The 20,028-nt window shown below is 69.1% G+C and carries 18 protein-coding genes; 10 read left to right on the top strand and 8 right to left on the bottom strand.

The window, feature by feature from the left end; translation table 11 throughout:
- Positions 1–411: NUDIX domain-containing protein (locus EK403_RS09980; RefSeq protein WP_128777432.1), on the bottom strand; the 411-nt coding region annotated here is incomplete at its 3' end.
- A gap of 102 nt (positions 412–513) precedes the next feature.
- Between EK403_RS09980 and EK403_RS09975 the strand changes: the two genes are divergently transcribed.
- Positions 514–1,395: a metallophosphoesterase family protein gene (locus EK403_RS09975; RefSeq protein WP_128777343.1), complete on the top strand. Its 882-nt coding sequence runs from the start codon at positions 514–516 to the stop codon at positions 1,393–1,395.
- 11 nt (positions 1,396–1,406) lie between these two features.
- Here EK403_RS09975 and EK403_RS09970 read toward each other — a convergent pair whose 3' ends face one another.
- The 6 genes from EK403_RS09970 to EK403_RS09945 form a co-directional block, all read right to left on the bottom strand.
- Positions 1,407–2,096, bottom strand: coding sequence for a hypothetical protein (locus tag EK403_RS09970; RefSeq protein ID WP_128777342.1), 690 nt, complete (start codon positions 2,094–2,096; stop codon positions 1,407–1,409).
- 48 nt (positions 2,097–2,144) lie between these two features.
- Positions 2,145–5,696, bottom strand: coding sequence for a pyruvate carboxylase (pyc, locus tag EK403_RS09965; protein ID WP_128777341.1), 3,552 nt, complete (start codon positions 5,694–5,696; stop codon positions 2,145–2,147).
- A 135-nt stretch (positions 5,697–5,831) separates the two neighbouring features.
- Positions 5,832–7,070 carry an OpgC family protein gene (locus tag EK403_RS09960; protein WP_128777340.1) on the bottom strand — a complete coding sequence of 413 codons (1,239 nt, stop codon included), beginning with the start codon at positions 7,068–7,070 and terminating at the stop codon, positions 5,832–5,834.
- A 120-nt stretch (positions 7,071–7,190) separates the two neighbouring features.
- A complete protein-coding gene (locus tag EK403_RS09955) occupies positions 7,191–8,582 on the bottom strand; it encodes an MFS transporter (RefSeq protein WP_128777431.1) in 1,392 nt (463 codons plus the stop codon).
- A 59-nt stretch (positions 8,583–8,641) separates the two neighbouring features.
- Entirely contained in the window at positions 8,642–9,634 is a 993-nt protein-coding gene (gene galE, locus EK403_RS09950; RefSeq protein ID WP_128777339.1) for a UDP-glucose 4-epimerase GalE, read from the bottom strand.
- A gap of 120 nt (positions 9,635–9,754) precedes the next feature.
- Positions 9,755–10,396 (bottom strand): Crp/Fnr family transcriptional regulator, encoded by a 642-nt coding sequence (locus tag EK403_RS09945; RefSeq protein WP_245479620.1) that lies wholly within the window; start codon positions 10,394–10,396, stop codon positions 9,755–9,757.
- 219 nt (positions 10,397–10,615) lie between these two features.
- On the opposite strand from EK403_RS09945, the gene EK403_RS09940 reads away from it, so the two are divergent.
- The 9 genes from EK403_RS09940 to EK403_RS09900 all read left to right on the top strand — a co-directional run bounded on the left by EK403_RS09940 (position 10,616) and on the right by EK403_RS09900 (position 18,210).
- Complete coding sequence (locus EK403_RS09940) at positions 10,616–11,263, top strand: sensor histidine kinase family protein (protein ID WP_128777337.1); 648 nt, start codon at positions 10,616–10,618, stop codon at positions 11,261–11,263.
- A gap of 98 nt (positions 11,264–11,361) precedes the next feature.
- Positions 11,362–12,156, top strand: a complete 795-nt coding sequence (locus EK403_RS09935) for a response regulator (RefSeq protein ID WP_128777336.1) — start codon at positions 11,362–11,364, stop codon at positions 12,154–12,156.
- A 141-nt stretch (positions 12,157–12,297) separates the two neighbouring features.
- On the top strand, positions 12,298–12,807 hold the full coding sequence (locus EK403_RS09930; protein ID WP_128777335.1) for a Dps family protein: 510 nt from the start codon (positions 12,298–12,300) through the stop codon (positions 12,805–12,807).
- Between the two features lie 31 nt (positions 12,808–12,838).
- The gene (locus EK403_RS09925) at positions 12,839–13,171 is read left to right on the top strand and encodes a hypothetical protein (RefSeq protein WP_128777334.1); all 333 of its coding nucleotides are present in this window, start codon (positions 12,839–12,841) and stop codon (positions 13,169–13,171) included.
- Positions 13,172–13,365: 194 nt separating this feature from the next.
- Positions 13,366–13,566 (top strand): NepR family anti-sigma factor, encoded by a 201-nt coding sequence (locus tag EK403_RS09920; RefSeq protein WP_128777333.1) that lies wholly within the window; start codon positions 13,366–13,368, stop codon positions 13,564–13,566.
- Positions 13,563–14,117, top strand: coding sequence for a sigma-70 family RNA polymerase sigma factor (locus tag EK403_RS09915; protein ID WP_128777332.1), 555 nt, complete (start codon positions 13,563–13,565; stop codon positions 14,115–14,117). Before EK403_RS09920 ends, EK403_RS09915 begins: the two co-directional genes overlap by 4 nt.
- A 28-nt stretch (positions 14,118–14,145) precedes the next feature.
- Positions 14,146–15,519: a sensor histidine kinase gene (locus tag EK403_RS09910; RefSeq protein WP_128777331.1), complete on the top strand. Its 1,374-nt coding sequence runs from the start codon at positions 14,146–14,148 to the stop codon at positions 15,517–15,519.
- 55 nt (positions 15,520–15,574) lie between these two features.
- On the top strand, positions 15,575–17,383 hold the full coding sequence (locus EK403_RS09905) for an ABC-F family ATP-binding cassette domain-containing protein (protein ID WP_128777330.1): 1,809 nt from the start codon (positions 15,575–15,577) through the stop codon (positions 17,381–17,383).
- Positions 17,380–18,210 (top strand): TrmH family RNA methyltransferase, encoded by an 831-nt coding sequence (locus EK403_RS09900; protein WP_128777329.1) that lies wholly within the window; start codon positions 17,380–17,382, stop codon positions 18,208–18,210. Before EK403_RS09905 ends, EK403_RS09900 begins: the two co-directional genes overlap by 4 nt.
- Here EK403_RS09900 and recQ read toward each other — a convergent pair.
- Positions 18,197–19,975 carry a DNA helicase RecQ gene (recQ, locus tag EK403_RS09895; protein ID WP_128777430.1) on the bottom strand — a complete coding sequence of 593 codons (1,779 nt, stop codon included), beginning with the start codon at positions 19,973–19,975 and terminating at the stop codon, positions 18,197–18,199. The two genes, EK403_RS09900 and recQ, sit on opposite strands and share 14 nt — an antisense overlap.
- Between the last annotated feature and the right edge of the window lie 53 nt (positions 19,976–20,028).

Genomic DNA, 20,028 nt, shown 5'->3' with positions numbered 1-20,028 from the left:
GCGGGTCGCGGCCGTCACGCCCTCCGGCAGCGTATCGGGCGCGAACCAGCCGCGCTCCGCGATTTCGCGGTTCGGAGCAGGCTCCGGCCGGCGCTCGAAGCGTTCGATACGAAACAGCGCGACGTGGTCCCGCCCGCCATAGGACCGGTTGAAGTAGAGGCCGACCAGCACCGGCCGGCCCAGCGCTTCGAGGCCCGTCTCCTCCAGAAGCTCGCGGACAGCCGCGATCTCTGCGGTCTCGCCCACCTCGACCGCGCCGCCGGGCAGGTGCCAGCCGGGCGCGTAACCATGGCGGACCAGCATCACCCGGCCCGCCTCGTCGGCCGCGAGCGCCCGCACGCCGAGCGTCATGCCGCGGGTGGCGCGTCCCCATCGCGCCAGCGCGGCGCGCAGCAGCTTCGACTTCACCATGCCTACGATCTCGGCCTCCGGAGGGCGGCTCGACCCGGAACCGCGTCGATGGCCGCCCGAAAGCGATGGGCGCGCCGCCGCAGCGCCGCTATATGAGCCCGCGTGACAGTCATCGCCCATCTTTCCGATCCCCATCTCGGGCCGCTTCCGAGCTTCAGCGCCTTCGACCTGCTGTCGAAGCGCGGCCTCGGCGCGATCAACTACATGCGCCGTCGGCGGCGCTGGCACGACATGAACGTGCTCGATCGCCTTGTCGCCGACCTGGTCGACGAGGCGCCGGACGCGGTCGCGGTCACGGGCGACCTCACCAATCTCGGACTCGAGGGCGAGTTCCTGCCCGCCGCGCTGTTCCTCGGGCGGCTCGGTCCCCCAGAGAAGGTCGCGGCCATCCCGGGCAATCACGACGCCTATGTGCGCAACGTCCGCGGCGCCCCGGCGCGGGTCTGGGGCGCGCATATGTCGAGCGACGACGGCCGCGTCGGCTTTCCTTACGTGCGCCGGCATGGTCTCACCGCGCTGATCGGCCTTTCCTCCGCGGTGCCCACCATGCCGCTCGCGGCGACCGGCGACGTCGGCCCCATCCAGCGCGACGCGCTCGGCCCGCTGCTGCGAAGCCTCAAGGAAGAGGGCCTGTTCCGCATCGTGCTCGTGCATCACCCGGTCGCGGAGGACGGCACGCCGTGGCTGCGCCGTCTCCGGGACGCCGCCGAGCTTCGCGACGTGATCGCCCGCGAGGGCGCGGAACTCGTGCTCCACGGACACAATCACGAGCCCGCCCGAGCCGAGATCGCAGGGCCCGAAAGCATCGTGCCGGTTGTCGCCGTGCCCTCCTGCTCGACCGGGATGCTCAGCCACGAACCGCTTGCGGCCTACAACCTCTATAGCGTGTCGGGGGGTCCCGGCGCCTGGGAGTGCGAGGGCGTGACGCGCGGCCTGACGCGCGACGGCGAGATCGCCGAAACCGACCGCTTCCGGCTGGCCTGAGCCGTCCTCGCTCAGAACGGCAACAGGCCCTTGGCGGACGCGAGGATGACGCCGCCGACGACCGCCGCCCCGAGCGCGCCGCCGAGCATGAAGGCGAGCAGGATCGTGATCGCCCGGAGCCACGGCCGCCCGGCAGGCGGGGCCGCCGGCGGCGCCGGCGCTCTCGCGGCCGACGGCGGAGGGGGACTCGCGGACTGCTCTGGTTCGGATCGTGCGGCCATTTCGTGCATGTGCGTTCTTGAAGAGCTGGAGTCGAACACCCGGTCGTCATCTGCGAGCAGTCGCTCACGCTCGATCAGCCGGCGCGCGACATAGGACGTGATCGCCTCGACGATCGCGGCGGTCTTCTCGCTCTCGGCGGCGCAGACGCGGCCGTGCCTGCCGTCGCGCATGAAGCGGTACATGCGCCGGTCGCGGCTCATCTCGACGAACGACACCATGTCGACGAACAGTCGCGGCCGGTCGCCCGGCGCGAGGCCGACGTCGAACAGATCGACTTCGGCCGGCACTTCGGCGAAGACCGGCGCGAGCTCGTCCCTCAGCATCTCGAGACGGGCGATCTCGGCCTGCCGCAAGTCGATCACCACGTCGGTCTGCTCGGCGGCTTCGATCCGCGCGCGGCGGAGCGCCTCGCGCAGCAACCCGCCTTCTCGCGGCGGCGGCGCCTCGGGCGGGCGACCGGGACTTGTCTGATCCAACATGGGGAAGACACTAGCGGCTCCCGGCGCTCGGCGGGAGTCCGGCGGCGCCTACTCGCCCAGCACGACGAGCAGGTCCTTCGCGTCGACCGGCGTTCCGGGCGAGACCAGAACCTCCTTCACCGTCCCGTCTCGCTCGGCGTGAAGCGCCGTCTCCATCTTCATCGCCTCGATCGAGCAGATGACGTCGCCGGCCGAGACCGACTGCCCTTCCTTGACCGCGACCGTCGAGATCACGCCGGGCATAGGGGCGGCGACGTGGGAGGGGTTGCCTTCCTCGGCCTTGCGGCGCGCCTCACGCGTCGCCGAGGCGGAGCGGTTCGGCACCTTGATGACGCGCGGCTGGCCGTTCAGCTCGAAGAACACGCGGACCTGGCCCTCCTCGTCGGTCTCGCCGACGCCGACGCAGCGGATCACCAGCGTCTTGCCACGCTCGATCTCAACCGAGATCTCCTCGCCGGCTTGAACGCCGTAGAAGAAAACCGGCGTCGGCAGCGACGAGACGGGACCGTACTTCTTCTCCGCCGCCGCGAACTCGACGAACACCTTCGGATACATGAGGTAGGAGGCGAGCTCGACGTCCGAGACCTTGCGCTCGACCTTCCCCTCGACCTCCGCCCGCACGGCGTCGAAATCGGCCGGCGGCATCAGCGCGCCGGCGCGCTCGGTCAGCGGGGCCTCGCCCTTCAGCACCTTCTTCTGGATCTTTTCCGGGAAGCCGCCGGGCGGCTGGCTGAGCTCGCCCTTCATCAGCTGCACGACGCTTTCCGGGAACGAGACCTCGACGTCCGGGTCCTCCACCTGCGCCCGCGTGAGGCCGGCCGAGACCATCACCAGCGCCATGTCGCCGACCACCTTGGAGGTCGGCGTGACCTTCACGACGTCGCCGAACATGTCGTTGACGTCGCGATAGGTCCGCGCGACCTCCGACCAGCGGCTCTCGAGGCCCATGGAGCGCGCCTGCTCCTTGAGGTTGGTGAACTGGCCGCCCGGCATTTCGTGCAGGTACACCTCGGACGCGGGCGCCGACAGGTCGCTCTCGAAGGCGGCGTATTGCCCGCGCGCCGCCTCCCAATAGAGCGAGATCGCCCGGATCACCTCGAGGTCGAGCCCGGTGTCGCGCCCGCCGTTCTTAAGCGTCGCGACGATCGAGCCAAGGCAGGGCTGGGACGTCATGCCCGACAGCGCGTCCATGGCCGCGTCGACGGCGTCCGCGCCAGCCTCAATCGCGACCAGCAGCGTCGCGGCCGAGATGCCGGAGGTATCATGAGTGTGCAGATGCAAGGGCAGCGCGATCTCTTCGCGGAGCGCCTTGATCAATATGCCCGCGGCAGAGGGCTTCAGCAGCCCTCCCATGTCCTTCACGCACAGGACGTGGGCGCCGGCCTTCTCGAGCTCCTTCGCGAGCGACACGTAGTATTTGAGGTCGTATTTCGCCCGGCTCGGGTCGAGCATGTCGGCCGTGTAGCAGATCGACGCCTCGCAGAGCTTCCCGGCCTCGTTCACCGCGTCGATCGTGACGCGCATGTTCTCGATCCAGTTCAGGCAGTCGAAGACCCGGAAGACGTCCATGCCTTCCTTGGCGGACCGCTCGATGAAGCTCTCCACGACATTGTCGGGATAGTTGGCGTAGCCGACGCCGTTCGAGCCCCGCACGAGGCATTGCAGCAGGAGATTCGGCGCTCCCTCGCGGATCTTGGCGAGCCGCTCCCACGGGTCCTCGGTCAGGAAGCGCATCGCGACGTCGAAGGTCGCGCCCCCCCAACATTCGAGGCTGAGCAGCTGCGGGAGGCCGGACGCGTAGGAGCCCGCGACGCCCGCGATGTCGATCGTGCGCATGCGGGTCGCCAGCAGCGACTGGTGGGCGTCGCGCATTGTGGTGTCGGTGACCAGCACGCGCTTTTCGGCCCGCATCCACTCGCCGAACTTCTTGGGGCCGAGCTTGTCCAGCAGCTGCCTGGAGCCGGGCGGCAGTTCGCCCTCCCCCGAGCCGACCGTCGCCGGCCGCTCGGATTCGCCGGTGACCGGACCCTCGTCGGGATCGGCTCCGGGTCGGACGTCGCCCTTCGGCCGCGCGAAGACCGGCGCGATCGGGGTCGGCGCGCCCGTCTTCGGCCTGGCGCGGCCCTTGGTCTCCGGATGGCCGTTGACGGTCACGTCGGCCACATAGGTGAGAAGCCTCGTCGCGCGGTCCTGCCGCTTCTCGAAGGCGAACAGCTCCTTGGTGTCGTCGATGAAGCGCGTGGTCGTCTCGCCGGCGAGGAAGACCGGGTGCTCGACCACGTTTTCGAGGAAGGCGAGGTTGGTGGCGACGCCGCGGATGCGGTATTCGCGCAGCGCCCGGCTCATGCGCTTCGACGCCTCCTCGGGCGTCGGCGCCCAGGCCGTGACCTTCTCGAGCAGCGGGTCGTAGAAGCGCGTGATGACGGCGCCCGAATAGGCCGTGCCGCCATCGACCCGGATGCCGAAGCCCATCGCTCCGCGATAGGCCGAGATGCGGCCGTAGTCCGGGATGAAATTGTCTTCCGGGTTCTCCGTCGTGATGCGGCACTGCAACGCATGGCCGTTGAGCTGGAGCTCCTCCTGGCTCGGCACACCGCTCTCCGGCGTCCCGATCTTCGCGCCTTCCACGAGCTTGATCTGGGCCTTCACGATGTCGACGCCGGTGACGACCTCGGTCACCGTGTGCTCGACCTGGACGCGCGGATTGACCTCGATGAAGAAGAAGTCGCCGGTGTCGGCGTCCATCAGATATTCGACGGTGCCGGCGGCCAGATAGTCGGTCGCCGTCGCGATCCTGAGCGCGCTTTCGCAGAGCGTCTTGCGGCGCTCGTCGTCGAGATAAGGCGCCGGCGCCCGCTCCACGACCTTCTGGTGGCGACGCTGCACCGAGCAGTCGCGTTCGAACAGATGCACGGCGTTGCCGTGCCGGTCGCCGAGGATCTGGACCTCGACATGGCGGGCACGCTCGACAAGCTTCTCGAGATAGACGTCGTCCTTGCCGAAGGCCGATTTCGCCTCGCGCTTGGCGTTCTTCACCTCGCTTGGGAGCTTGGCGAGGTCGCGGATGACGCGCATGCCGCGCCCGCCCCCGCCCCAGGATGCCTTCAGCATCACCGGCAGGCCGATCTTCTCGGCCATCCGGCTGATCTCGGCGTCGTCGTCGGGCAGCGGCTCGGTCGCGGGCATCACCGGCACGTCGACGCTGATCGCGAGGTTGCGGGCCGCGACCTTGTTGCCGAGCTTCTTCATGGTGTCGGGACTCGGCCCGACGAACAGGATGCCGGCCTTGGCGCAGGCCTCGGCGAATTCAGGGCTTTCGGAGAGGAAGCCGTAGCCCGGATGGATGGCGTCCACGCCGGCGTCCTTCGCGACCCGCATCACCTCAGGGATGGCGAGATACGCCTCCAGCGGCCCCATCCCGCGTCCGACCTGATAGGCCTCGTCCGCCTTGAAGCGATGCAGCGAAAGCTTGTCTTCCTCGGCATAGATCGCGACCGTCCGGATCCCGAGCTCGGCCGCCGCCCGAAAGACTCGGATCGCGATCTCCGACCGGTTCGCAACCAGAAGCTTCTTGATCTTGCGGGCGGGCGCGGCGGTCATTGGGGGTCGGAGCCTCTGGGACGCGGGCACCGGGCGGCCGCCCGGGCGGCGCTCACTTTTCGCGTTTGCGAAGAGAGGCGCAAGACCTCGCCGCGGCGCAATGACGGAAGCGCGCCGGGCGGCCGCCGGACCGGTTCAATGGATCTCCGGAGCCGCCGCCGCCATGCTGGGCTGAGCGCCGCCGCCGGGCGCGCGGCTCGCGGGTTTGTCGGGCGAGGAGACGGGCGCTCCGGGGCCGCCTTTGGTCGCACGGTCGAGGGCGTCGGCCACGAAAGCGAGGCCGATCAGCACGCCGGCCATGCCGAGCGAATAAATCACCTGGACCGCGAACGACTTGCCGAACCAGTCGAACACGCCGTGGCTCATGGCGGCGAACACCGTCGAGATCACGAACAGCGGCAGGCTTCGCCGCCCGATCAGAACCATCGAGCGTCCGAACAGGCTCGTGCCGAGCGGATTGTCGATCGCGACCGCCCAGGTGGCGAGATGGGCGAGTGCGAGGAAATGGATCAGCCGGATCGGCGAGGCGTTCGTTTTGTCGGCGTGATCGGTGATGATCCAGAGCGGCCGCCAGTCAAGCAGCCCAAGCGTCGCCCATGGCGCGGCCGCGACGAAGCCCACGATCACGATGGTGATCGACAGCGCGAGCGTCGCCGGCGCGGTCACGACGCGCCTCAGCCAAGGCTCCTCGCGCGCGAGGCACATGACGAAGCCGGCGAGGAACACCGCCTGCCAGGCGAAGGGATTGAAGGTCCAGAGCCGCGTGTCGGGATAGGACGACAGGGTGATCCCTGTCGCCCAGGCGATCAGCCAGACGACGACCGCGAAGGCCGCGTAGTAGCGCCAGCGGTCTCGGAACGCCCAGAACAGCAGTCCGACCAGCAGCGTCAGCAAGATGTAGAGCGGCAGGATGTCGAGCAGCGGCGGCAGATAGAGCAGCGTCGCGAGCTTCGGCAGCACCGTCTCGGTCGCGATGAAGAACGGGCGGATGAACAGGTCCCGCTCCATGACGCTCGACCCGGCATAAGTCCGGTAGGCCGAGGCGAGCGTCGCGATCACCACGAAGGCGGTGATGTGATGGATGTAGAGCGTGAAGGCCCGGCTTACCGAATAGGGCGCGGCCATCATCGGGCGGCTCAGGAACTTGGCGAGGAACATGCTCGCCATGGCGAAGCCCGACAAAAAGACGAACAGCTCGGCCGAGTCGGACAACCCAAAATATTTCGTCGTGAACCAGCTCATGACGTTGTCGACGGAGTGGTTCCAGAAGATGAAAACGATGGCGAGCCCACGCCAGAAATCGATCCGCCAGTCGCGCGGCGCCTTGGGTTTCCGGCCGGCTCCCGGAGGCTGCGACGTCGCGGCGTCGGTCATCGATCCTCCTTCCTGGCGCGCGGGCGGCGGCGAAGCGTGGGCGGGCGCGGCTGCGAAAGGGTCCAGACTCGTCCCATAGCCGCCGCGATCAAACTCCCGCAATGCGGCGAAGGTTGCGCGTCAGACGGCCTTCGACAGCGGCGCCGCGATCTCCTCAAGCGAGCGGCCTTCGGCGTCGACTCCGAAAAGCAGGGCGGCGACCCCGGCCGTGATCATCAGCGCCGCCGCGAAGGCGTAGCCGCCGAAGATCGGCCAAACGTCGCCCGCGCCGATCAGCGCGCCGAACACGAAGGGCGCGACGACGCCGCCGAGCGCCGTGCCGATCGCGTAGAAGGCCGCGATGGCGAGCGCCCGAACCTCAAGGGGGAACGCCTCGCTCGCCGTGAGATAGGCGGAGCTCGCCGCCGCGGAGGCGAAGAAGAAGATCACGCACCAGGCCGCGGTCTGGGTCGCCGCGGTCAGCGCGCCCTGCGCGAACAGAAGGCCGGTCAGGAGCAGGAGCGCCCCTGAGACGCTATAGGTCAGGAAGATCATCTTACGTCGGCCGACGGTGTCGAACAGCGGACCGAGCACGATCGGACCGAGCACGTTGCCGATCGCGAATGGCACGAGGTAGAGGCCGACATGCCCGGCTTCGACGCTGTAAAATCTCGTGAGCACCAGCCCGTAGGTGAAGAAGATCGCGTTGTAGAGGAAGGCCTGCGCGATCATCAGCACGAGCACGAGAGCCGAGCGCCCCCGATGCTCGCCGAGCATCGAGGCGAAGATCAGCCGGAAGCCGAAGCTCTTCGCCGGATGGATCTTCAGCGTGCCCACGGCCTTAGGGAGCGGCCGGCCGATTTCGGCCTCGACCGTGCGTTCGATCTCCGCGGTCACGGCCTCGCCTTCCGGGATGCGGTCGTGGCAGGCGAGCCAGCGCGGACTTTCGGGCACGTAGCGGCGCGTGAACAGGATCAGGAGGCCGAGCGCGGCCCCGACCGCGAAGCCCAGGCGCCAACCGAGGTCGGCCGCGAACAGGTCCGTGTCGAGCAGCGCGACCGTCGCGATCGCTCCGACGCCGGCGCCGGCCCAGAAACTGCCATTGACGATCAGGGCGACCCGTCCCCGGAGCCGCGCCGGTATGAGTTCGTCGATCGCCGAATTGATCGCCGCGTATTCGCCGCCGATGCCGAGCCCGGTGATCAGGCGGAACAGCGCGAGGCTCCAGAAGTCCCAGGCGAAGGCCGAGCACAGCACGCCCGCGCAATAGACCAGCAGCGTGGTGAAGAAGATCAGCCGCCGCCCCAGCCGGTCCGTCAGCCAACCGAAGCCGAGCGCGCCCGCGACCGCGCCAGCGAGATACGCCGAGGCGAGCGCGCCGATGTCGGCTTCGCCCAGGCCCAGCGTGTCCTTGTCCTGAAGTCGGGGAGCCAGAGCGCCGACGATGGTGACCTCGAGCCCGTCGAGCACCCAGGTGACGCCGAGCGCCACCACGACGAGCAGGTGAAAGCGCGACCAGGGCAGCCGGTCCATCCGGGCCGGAATGTCGATCTCGCGCGCAGGCGCTATCCCGGCGCCGGCCGGGTCAGCCGTCACGCCGCCGCGCCTCGTTCGGCGAGCCGCCTCTCCCAGGCGAGCGCGTGGCCGACGATCTCGTCGAGGTCGTCATGGTCCGGCGTCCAGCCGAGCGTCGAGCGCGCCTTCGAGGGATCCGCGACGAGCGAGGCGGGATCGCCGTCGCGCCGCGGGGCCGGCTCGACCAGGAAGTCGGCGCCGGAGACGCGCTTCACCGAGGAGATGACCTCGCGCACCGAGGCCCCGCGGCCATAGCCGCAATTCGCCACGAGGCTGGCGCCGCCAGCCGCAAGATAGTCGAGCGCCAGGACATGGGCCTTGGCGAGGTCCGTGACGTGAATGTAGTCACGCACGCAGGTGCCGTCGGGCGTCGGATAGTCCTCGCCGAACATCTGCAGCTTGTCGCGCAGCCCCGCCGCGGCCTGCGACGCGACCTTGATAAGATGCGTGGCGCGCGCGCTCGACTGCCCGGCCCGGCCCTCGGGATCAGCCCCAGCCACGTTGAAATAGCGCAGCGCCGCATAGGCGAGCCCATAGGCGCGCGAGGCGTCGGCCAGCATGCGTTCCGTCATCAGCTTCGAGGCGCCGTAGGGCGAGACCGGATCGAGCGGCGCCGTCTCGGTCAGGGGCTCGGAGGAGCCCTCGCCATAGACCGCCGCAGTCGAGGAGAACACGAAACGCTTGACGCCTCCCGCGACAGCCGACGCGATCAGGGCCCGAGAGCGCACGGTGTTGTTCAGATAATAGCCGAGCGGATCAGTCACGGAGTCCGGGACCACGATAGACCCTGCGAAATGCACGATGGCCTCGACGCCGTGCTCGGCGATCACGCGGCCGACCAGTTCCTCGTCGCCGACGCAGCCTTCGACGAAGGGAACGCCGTCCGGAATGGCTGATCGGAATCCGGTCGAGAGATCGTCCAGCACGACCACGGGACGGCCGAGGTCGACGAGCGCAAGCGTCATGTGGCTGCCGATGTAGCCGGCGCCGCCGGTGACGAGAACGGTCATCGCATGGGTCCCCTCAGAACAACGGCCGTCGCGCTTCGGCGAGCGGGCGGCGGGCGAGTGCGAACATCGTCGCCCATCGGGAGGCTTCAAGTCCCGAGGCCGAGAGCGCGGGTCGGAGTCTCAGATGAGGGGCCGCGGCGCGAGATCCTCCTCGAAATGCTGCGCGAAGCGGCTGAGGCCGCGCAAATTGCGGATGACGAGATGTCCCCCCGAGATCGTGAACAGGCCCTGCGACCGCAGCTTCGCGAGGGTCTTGTTGGTGTGGACGAGCGACAGCCCGAGCGCGTCGGCGATGTGCTGCTGGGTCAACGGCAGTTCGAGGACGCCCTCCTTGACCAGGCCGAGGGGCTCGGCGCGCTTGTAGAGCGAGCACAGCAGCGCGGCGATCCGTTCCCCGGCGCCGCGTCGGCCGACGGACAGGAGGTTCTCGTCCACGAGGGCCTCGGACCGGGCCCCGAGCCAGGTCACGTCGTAGGCGATTTCCGGCATGCGTTCGAACAGGCGCAGCATCCTGCGACGGGGGATGACGCAGAGCTGGATGTCGGTCAGCGCGATCGCGCCATAGAAAGATTTCTCGAACAGCGACGCCTGCAGACCGATCAGATCGCCGGGCAGCGCGAAGCTAAGTATCTGTCGCCGCCCATCGCCGAGCTCCTTGTACCGGAACGCCCATCCGGCGAACAGCGTGTAGAGTTCCGCGTCGGATTGTTCGGGATGAATAAATTCCGACCCGGCCTCGAGGGTCAGATGATCGCTCTTCATCGAATTGATGACGGCGACCTCTTCCTCGCCCTTCTGACGGAACGCCGGCTTTCGACGCAGCGGACAGCTGGGACATGGTACGTACATTGAGCGTGCGCGGTCCGACCGGGTCGTTCAATCAATCATGATCGAGCTCGCTTCACACTTCCACCACTTTCGAACGAGCCGCTATGTCAAAACACATAGGAGATGGGCGGAATAGGCGATAAATCCCATCCGATGGAAGCCGATCCGAACCTCCCAGAGCCGTCCTTCGCGCCGGACGACGCGCGCCTTGCGGCCTTGCGGCACCGCTTCCGGAACCAGACCCAGACGATGACCAGTCTGCTCGGCCTGTTCGGCCGACGGCTCCCCGCCGGCCCCTGCCGCGTCGCCTTCGAGGATATGCGGATCCGCTTCGAGGCGGCCGCCTTCGATCCCTTCCCCGACGCCGATCCCACTGACCTAGGTCCGCGCCCCGCCGATCTCGCGGCCTTCGCGAAACGGGCGCTCGCAATGCTCGATCCCGATTTCGTTCACCGCGTCTCGATCGAAGGCGACCAGGTGCGCGCCGCGCCGCGCCGCGCCTGCGCCCTCGCCCAGATCATCGCCGAGCTGCTGATATGTCTCGTTCGCGAGGGCTTTGCCGGGCGCGTCGGGTCGGGCCGCGTGACGATCTCGGCGTCCGGCGACGGCGAGACGCATATCTTGGTGCTGCAGACGGACGGAAGCGCGGGCGGGCGGCCGATCAAACCGAGCGAAGCGACGGAACTCGGCCTCCAACTCGCAAGCAGCCTCGTCCGCAGTTTGGGAGGACGGCTCTCGATCGAGGCCGCCGGGCCGTTCCGCGCCGAGGCGACGATCCCCAGCGAGCCGCAAGAACGTTGACTTCACCCGCCGAGGCTTGCTCATTGCCCGCCGCGCGCCATCTTGCGCCAGCATTTGCCTGACTCTCCGTCCCTGACGTCGACCGGACACCTCGCTTCATGGCACTCGCCGACACGATCGCTCCCCATCTTCCGTTCCTTCGCCGCTACGCGCGCGCGCTCACCGGCCGGCAGGACAGCGGAGACGCCTATGTGGCCGCTGTCCTCAAAGCGCTGATCGCAGATCCGAGCATCTTCCCGGCCGACGCCGATCCGCGTGTCGGACTCTATGGGATTTTCTCACGCATCTGGTCCTCGGTGGCGCTCAACGTCGAGACCGGCGTCGAGGCTGCGCAGTCGGAGCGCACGATCGAGGCGCTCACGCCGCGCTCGCGGCAGGTCTTCCTGCTGGTCTCCGTGGAAGGCTTCACGCCGGCAGAGGCCGGACGGATCCTGGGACTGTCCGAATCCGAGATCACGCGGGCGATCGACGAGGCCGGCCGCGAGATCGCCGAGCAGGTCGCGACCGACGTCCTGATCATCGAGGACGAAGCCATCATCGCGATGGACCTCGCCAAGCTCGTCGAAGGGCTCGGGCACCGGGTGGTCGGAACCGCCCGCACCCATTCGGAGGCGGTCGCCCTCGCCGAGCGCACGAAGCCGGGACTGGTGCTCGCCGACATTCAGCTCGCCGACGGCTCGTCGGGCCTCGAGGCGGTGCAGGAGATGCTGCCCAATCTCGAGGTGCCGGTGATCTTCATCACCGCCTACCCGGAACGGCTGCTCTCGGGCGAGCGGCCTGAGCCGGTGTTCCTCGTCACCAAGCCGTTCCAGACCTCGACGGTCAAGGCGATCGTCAGCCAGGCGCTGTTCTTCGGAGCCAGGGCCCGGAGCGGCGGCCGCGTGGCGATCTGACGGGAAGGCTCCGTACTAATACGTAGTCGGCTCGATCACTGAAACCTTCGGCCCGTTGCCGCGTTACCGAGGCGAAGTCCGAATACGGACAGCCGCCAATGATCTGCTGGCGGCTTAAAACCTCGATGACAGGGCATGAGCATGTCGAACGTTTCCGCGGCGCTCAAAATACAGCCGCGCGTCGTCAAGCCGTCGACAGGTCTTCGCGATAAAGACCGCAAGGTCATCGCTGAGACTCTGAGCGACATCACGGTCCAGACTTACAGGACGTTGCTGCGTTCGCAGGTCGTCCACTGGAACGTGGTTGGTCCTTTATTCCGGCCTATCCATGAGCTTACTGAGCAGCACTATAGTGAGCTGTTTGGCGCCATTGATGCGCTCGCCGAGCGGATTCGCGCCTTGGGCTTCCCCGTTCCAACGGGCAAGGCCGCGGTCGGGCTCGACAAGGCGCTCGCCCTCGGCGGCCGCATGACGGCCCAGTCGATGGTGGAGGAGCTCATGGAGGACCATGAGGCGCTCGTGCGCCTGATCCGCGAAGGCGCGGGCCAGGCGGAAGAGTTCGACGACTTCGTGACGCACGACCTGCTCGCGGACCGGCTCGCCTTCCACGAAAAGGCGGTCTGGATGCTAAGGGCGATCGTCGCCGAGTGACTCGGCGCGAACAGGAACGGAGGGCATGAGCATGGCGTATGTCGGCCTTGGTCATCTGCGCGAGGCGCGCGACTTTCGGACGGCGTTGGCGGCGGTCGCCTCTCCGTCGGTCCTGGCGCGCTCGGCGCTGATCGCCGTGGCCGCAGCCGCCGCGATCCTGGCGCTGTCCGACGGCGGCGCGACGACCGCAGAACAGCCCCAGCTTGTGGCGACGAAGAAGGCGGATCGCCTCGTCGCGACGACGCCGCTGGCTTCTTCGCAAGCGGCGATCGTCAACGATGCCAAAACGCAGACGACGACGGCGGCGCGCGGGGCCGTCATCCCGTTCGGCGCTTCGTCGCCGATAGGCGCGGGACATCGATGATCCCGCCAGCCCGACGCACGGACGGCCTGCGACGATTTAGCTCGCGTGGAATCGGGGGCGATCATCGTTAGCGGATCGTCAATCGGGGCATGCCAGCATCCTGCGATGGGGTCGCATAAGCGGACCATCGGCTGGCGGTGTGGTGAAGTCGGGCCTCGCCGAAGCGGGCGACGAGGCCGCGGAAGGATTTTGGAATGACGCAGCGTAAGGGCGAGGCCTCCGAGCTCGACACTGACGTGCAGGCTCACATAGGGCGGCAGCTCAGAGCCGGATACGTCGATATCCTGAACCAGCCGGTGCCGGACCGCTTTCTCGAACTGCTCGCCGAATTGGACAGCCGCGAGGGGCGGCGCGCCGGCGAAGAGAACGACGTCCGACAGAATCGCTCTCGATGAGCGAGGCGCCACCTCCGGCGCCTCGGGATGAGCTTCTGGTCCACATCCCGAGCCTTCGCGCTTTCGCCGTCTCGCTTTCCGGACAGATCGACCGGGCCGACGACCTCGTCCAGGAGACCCTCGTAAAAGCCTGGCGCAACCTCGGCAGCTTCACCGAGGGCACGAACATGCGCGCCTGGCTGTTCACGATTTTGCGCAACGTCTACATCTCGGACATCCGCCGGCGGCGGCGCGAGGTGCAGGACACCGACAGCGTGTTTGCCGAAAGCGTCGCGGTGGCGCCCCAGCAGAACGGCCACATGGATCTCGCGGATTTCCGCAAAGCCCTGGCGGATCTGCCGGAAGAGCAGCGCGAGGCGTTGATCCTCATCGGCGCCGCGGAATTCTCCTACGAAGAGGCTGCAGAGATCGCGGGCTGCGCGGTGGGGACTGTGAAGAGCCGCGTCAACCGCGCGCGCAACGCGTTGGCGCGACGCCTCAATCTGGACGTCGGGGAGATCGGGCTCGAGCCACAGCTCCGCGCGGCGCTCGGCACGCCGCCGCATTCTTGACGACGCGCGCCGACGGACCGGGCGCGCCATGGCGATTTCCATGTTCAAGACCCTGAGGAGCCGGATCGCGCTCCTTCTGGTCGCCGCCAACCTGCCGGTGATGGCGCTGGCGGTCGCGATCGGCGTCAACCAATCGAACGTTTCCGACGTCGCCGACCGGGACCGGCTCGTGCAGGCCGCCGCGCTCGTCGCTGCTCGCGCCGGAGGGTTCCGCGGCGAGGGCGCTCCGCTCACCGGTCAGATGCAGGAGGCGATCTTCCGTGACCGCGGTTCGCGGTCGGAGATCGCCGCGGCGGTGGTCTCGCCCGACGGCAAGCTCATCGCTCAGGACGTCGAGGCAACGCCCTTCGGTGATCGATGGCTCCCGGCCGACGGCCTGCCTAAGTCGAGGATCGAGAAGGACAGCCGCCTCCTGAAGGGGCGCGGCGCGGACGGACGCGCCTATCGCTACGCGATCGCCCCCATCCGGGGCGGCGAACGAGTCGCGATCGTGGCCTCGCCCTTCGACCTCCTGAACCGCAGCAAGACCCAGTGGCTGCTGCTCGCGCTCGTGCTGCCGGCCCTGATGATCCTGCTCTGCGTGGGCCTGGTGCTGTTCGGGATCGAGCGTTTCGTGCTGCGGTGGATCCGCGGCTTGCGGGCCGCCGCCGCCGCCTCCGACGGCGGCGGCATGGCCGTGCGGTCGACCGATTTCCGCGGCGCGCCCAACGAACTGGTCGAGCTCGGCGACGCCCTCGCGGCGATGTCGCGCCGCGTCGAGGACCGCTCGACGGCGCTTACCTCGGCGATCGACGACCGCGACCGGCTGCTGCGTGAGCTGCATCATCGCGTGAAGAACAATTTCCAGATGATCGCGAGCCTGCTCGCCCTCCAGCGTCAGGAGGCGCCCGAGACGCTGAGCGCGATCCTGCGCGCCCCCGAGGATCGGGTGCGGGCAATGGCGGCCGCCTACAAAGTCTCTTACGCCTCGGGCGAGATCGGCCATGTCGACGTCGCCGAACTGGTGCGCGACGTCGCCGCGCAGGCCCGTCAGGCGATGGGGGCGCGCACTTTCGAGGTCGCGGCCAATTTCCCGAAGGACGCCGGCGAGATCGATCTCGACCGGGCGGTCTCGCTCGCACTCCTGATCATGGAGCTGCTCAACGCCGCCGCGACCGCGAGCGCAACCGCGAGCGTCACCGGCGACGCCGGCGCCGATGGGCGTCTGGCTCTCACGATCGCCGGCCCGTCGCCCGGCTGGCTGCCCGAGAGCGGACTGTCGCAGCGGCTGATCCACGCCTATGCGGACCAGCTCGGCACGGTGATCGAGGAGCTCGACGGCGGCGCGATCCGCCTCGCCGCGCCACTCGCCTCGGAAAAGCCGAAGATCGGCATGAAGCCGCGCGCGACCGCGGTGCACTGAGGGCGCCGAGCGACGGTCTTGCGGCGTCGCATCGCCACGCTCTATCACCTGCCGCATGGCCCCTCCCCTTCTTCTCCTGAAAGACGTGTCGCTGACCTTCGGCGGCCGCCCCCTGCTCGATGGCGCGGAGCTGTCGGTCTCCCCGGGAGAGCGGCTCGGCCTCGTCGGCCGGAACGGTTCGGGCAAGTCGACGCTGCTGAAGATCGCGGCCGGCATCGTCGAGCCTGACGACGGCAGCCGGTTCCTGCAGCCCGGAGCGACGGTGCGCTACCTGGCGCAGGAGCCCGATTTCGGCGGCGTTGCGACGGCCCTGGCCTATGTCCAGGCTGGCCTCGCGCCCGGCGACGACGCACACCGCGCCGCCTATCTGCTTGATGCCCTGGGAGTCGAAGCGGACCGCGATCCGTCGAAGCTCTCGGGCGGCGAGGCGCGCCGCGTGGCTCTCGCCCGCGCTCTCGCCCCCGAGCCCGACATCCTGCTGCTCGACGAGCCCACCAACCACCTCGACCTGCCAGCGATCGAGTGGCTCGAAAACGAGCTCAGGTCGACGCGCTCCGCGCTCGTGCTGATCAGCCACGACCGGCGCTTCCTCGAGACGCTGACGCGCGCGACGCTCTGGCTCGACCGCGGCCGCACCCGCCGCCTCGACCAGGGTTTTGCGGGTTTCGAGGCTTGGCGCGACGAAATCTTCGCCGAGGAGGAGCGCGGCCTCCACAAACTCGAGCGCCGCATCGAGGCGGAGAAGGACTGGTTGCGCTACGGCGTGACAGGCCGCCGCAAGCGCAACATGGGCCGCATGCGCCGCCTCGAGGACATGCGCGAAGCACGGCGCTCCGCCCGCGGACCGCAGGGGCTGGTCAAGCTCGCCGTGACGGAGGCCGAGACCTCGGGCGTCCTCGTGATCGAGGCAAAATCCGTGTCGAAATCCTATGGCGAGCGCGCCATCGTGAAGGACTTCTCGACCCGCATCGCCCGCGGCGACCGGATCGGCCTGGTAGGCGCCAACGGCGCGGGCAAGACGACGCTCGTCAACCTGCTGACCGGCGCGCTTGCGCCCGACGAGGGTCGCGTGCGGATCGGCTCGAACGTCGCGATCGCCACCATCGATCAGCGCCGCGCCACCCTCGATCCGAATGTCAGCCTCAAGGACGCGCTGACCGGCGGCGGCGGCGACACGGTCGACGTGGGCGGCCAGACCAAGCACGTCATGAGCTACATGAAGGACTTCCTGTTCTCGCCCGAACAGGCGGGCTCGCCGGTGCATGCGCTGTCCGGCGGCGAGCGCGGCCGCCTGCTGCTCGCCCGCGCGCTGAGCCAGCCGGCCAACCTGCTGGTGCTCGACGAGCCCACCAACGACCTCGACCTCGAGACGCTTGATCTTCTTCAGGAGATGGTCGCGGACTATCCGGGCGCCGTCATTCTGGTCAGCCACGACCGCGACTTCCTGGATCGGACCGTGGACGCGGTAGTTGTCGCCGAAGGCGACGGCAGATGGGTGGAGTACGCCGGCGGCTATTCGGACATGGTCGCCCAGCGCGGCCACGGCGTCGGGGCGAAGGAGCCGCCGGCTCGGGAGCGGCGGCCTGCGGCGGCCGCCGCCGCGCCCTCATCGCCGGCGCCGCGCAAAAAACTGTCGTTCAAGGACCAGCACGCGCTCGAGACGCTGCCGGAGCGGATCGCCGAGCTCGCGGCGCAGATCGCGGCGCTGGAAGTCGCCTTGGCCGACCCCGGCCTCTACGCCCGGGACCCGAAGGCCTTCGCGAGAACGAGCGAAATGCTCGAAGCCGCCAGCGCCGAGCGCGCCGCCGCCGAGGACCGCTGGCTGGAGCTCGAACTGATGCGGGAGGAGCTCGCGGCGGGATGACGGATGCGCGAGACCTGGTCGCGATCCACGATCCCGACGATCCGCGCATCGCCGCCTATCGGGCGGTTCGCGAGCGCGACGTGGTGGGCCGGGGCGAACGCTTCGTGGCCGAGGGTGAGGTCGTGCTCCGGCTGCTGCTTGGGCCCAGTTGCCGCCACCGCGTCGAAAGCGCGCTGATCGCCAAAAGCCGGTTGCCGGCGCTCGCCGACCTGCTTTGCGCGCTGCCGCCCGAGGCGCCGCTCTACGCGGCTTCCCAAGCGGTGATGGACGCCGCCGTCGGCTTCCATATCCATCGCGGCGTGCTCGCGATCGGCCGCCGCGCCGAGGCCCAGGATGCGGCCGCGCTGCTCTCGGAACTGCCGCCCGAGGCGCTCGTGGTCGCGCTGGTCGGCGTCTCCAACCACGACAATGTCGGCGGCGTGTTCCGCAACACCGCGGCCTTCGGCGCCGACGCCGTGCTGCTCGACGCCTCCTCCTGCGATCCGCTCTACCGCAAGGCGATCCGCGTCTCGGTCGGCGCGAGCCTGATCACGCCCTTCGCGCGCGGCGGCTCTGGGGCGGAGCTGATGGACGCGCTCGACGCCGCTGGTTTCCGGACGGTCGCGCTCAGTCCCGCCGGGAAAACGCGGCTCGACGAGATCGAACCCGCGCCCAGAACGGCGCTGCTGCTCGGCGCCGAGGGACCCGGACTTCCGACCGCCCTGATGGCGCGCGCGAGGAGCACGGCGCGGATCGACATGGTGGCGGGGTTCGACAGCCTGAACGTCGCCGTCACGAGCGGCGTCGCGCTCTACGCGATGACGCGCGGCGGCGTCAGGCCTCGTTGAGCACGCTTAAGAAGGCCTCGCCGAAGGCCTCGAGCTTCGCCGCGCCGACGCCCTTCACGCGGGCGAGCTCCTGCGGCGTGCGCGGACGCGTCGCCGCCATCTCGATCAGGGTGCGGTCGGCAAACACCACATAGGCTGGCACGGAGCGTGCGACCGCGAGATCGCGGCGCAGCGCCTTGAGCCTCGCCAGCAGCGCGCCGTCGACGTCCGGATGGTCGACGGGCTCGGCCGCCATCCGCCGCCGCTCGGCGCGGCGCTTCGGCCGGGGCTTCGCGATCAGCGCCCGCTCCTCGCCTGTGAGGATGCGCTCGCCCTTCTCCGTCAGCGCAAGGCCGCCATAGGCGCCGACATCGACCTCGAGGGCGTGGCAGGCGACGAGCTGGCGCAGGATCGCCCGCCATTCCGCCGCCGGCCGGTCGGCGCCGCGGCCGAAGGCCGGCAGCCGGTCATGGCCGCGCGCTTGGACGGTGTCGCTGAGATGCCCGACCGCGAGCGCCGTGATGTGGGCCGCGCCGAAGCGCTGGCCGGTGGCGGCGACGAGCGACAGCAGCAGCCGCGCCTCCTCGGTGCCGTCGACGACCTCCGGCGGGTCGAGGCAGACGTCGCAATTTCCGCAGGGTCTTGAGGCTTCGCCGAAATAGGCGAGCAGCGCCTGCCTCCGGCACGAGCTCGTCTCGCAGAAGCCGACCAGCGCGTCGAGCCTGCGGGACTCCACCCGCTTGCGCTCGGCGACGGAGTCCTGCTCGTCGATGAACCGCCGGCGCGTGCGGATGTCCTCGAGGCCATAGAGCATCAGCGCCTCGGCGGGATCGCCGTCGCGTCCCGCGCGGCCGATCTCCTGGTAGTAGGCCTCGAGGCTGCCGGGGACGTCGCCATGCACCACGTAGCGGACGTCGGACTTGTCGATCCCCATGCCGAACGCCACGGTCGCGACCATCACGACGCCGGGCTCGGCCAGAAACGTCTCCTGTGCGGACGCCCGCTCGGCCGCCTCCATGCCGGCGTGATAGGCGAGCGCATGGACGCCCGCCGCCCTCAGGCGCGCGGCCGTCTCGTCGACCTTCTTGCGCGAGATCCGGTAGACGACGCCGCTCATGCCCTTCCGGGCCAGGACGAAGCGTTCGATCATCGTTCCGGCGTCGCGCTTCTCGGCGACCGCGATCGAGATGTTGGGCCGGTCGAAGCCGGCCACGAAGGCCTCGGCGCGGCCGTCGAACAGCTTCGCCAGAATGTCGTCGCGGGTCGACTGGTCCGCGGTCGCGGTCAGCGCGATCATCCGGGCCTTCGGCAGCGCCTCGCGCGCGCGGCCGAGCGTAAGGTATTCGGCGCGGAACGAATGGCCCCATTGCGAGACGCAGTGCGCCTCGTCGATCGCGATCAGCGACACCGGCATGCGCGCGAGCGCGGCCAGCATCCGCTCGGTCATCAGGCGCTCGGGCGCGAGGTAGAGGATGCGCGCCTCGCCGGAGGCGACGCGGCGCCAGGAGGCGACGTTCTGCTCGCGCGTGCGGCCGGAATGGATCGCCTCCGCCGCCACCCCGTCGAGCCTGAGCCCCGCGACCTGGTCCTCCATCAGCGCGATCAGCGGCGAGACCACGAGGGCGAGCCCGCCCATGACGAGCGCCGGCGCCTGGTAGCAGAGCGACTTCCCGGCGCCTGTGGGCATCACGGCGAGCACGTCGCGGCCCGACAGCAACGCGTCGATCACCTGTTCCTGGCCGGGCCGGAAGGCGTCGAAGCCGAAGGCCTGCTTCAGCACGCGCATCTTCTCGGCCTGCAGGGCAGGATCGAGAGCGAATCCATTCGAACTCGGCGGCG

It is taken from the genome of Hansschlegelia zhihuaiae (assembly GCF_004103825.1).
Lineage (GTDB): Bacteria > Pseudomonadota > Alphaproteobacteria > Rhizobiales > Methylopilaceae > Methylopila > Methylopila zhihuaiae.
Note: the sequence above shows the minus strand (reverse complement) of the source record. Positions and strands in the feature narration are given on the sequence as shown.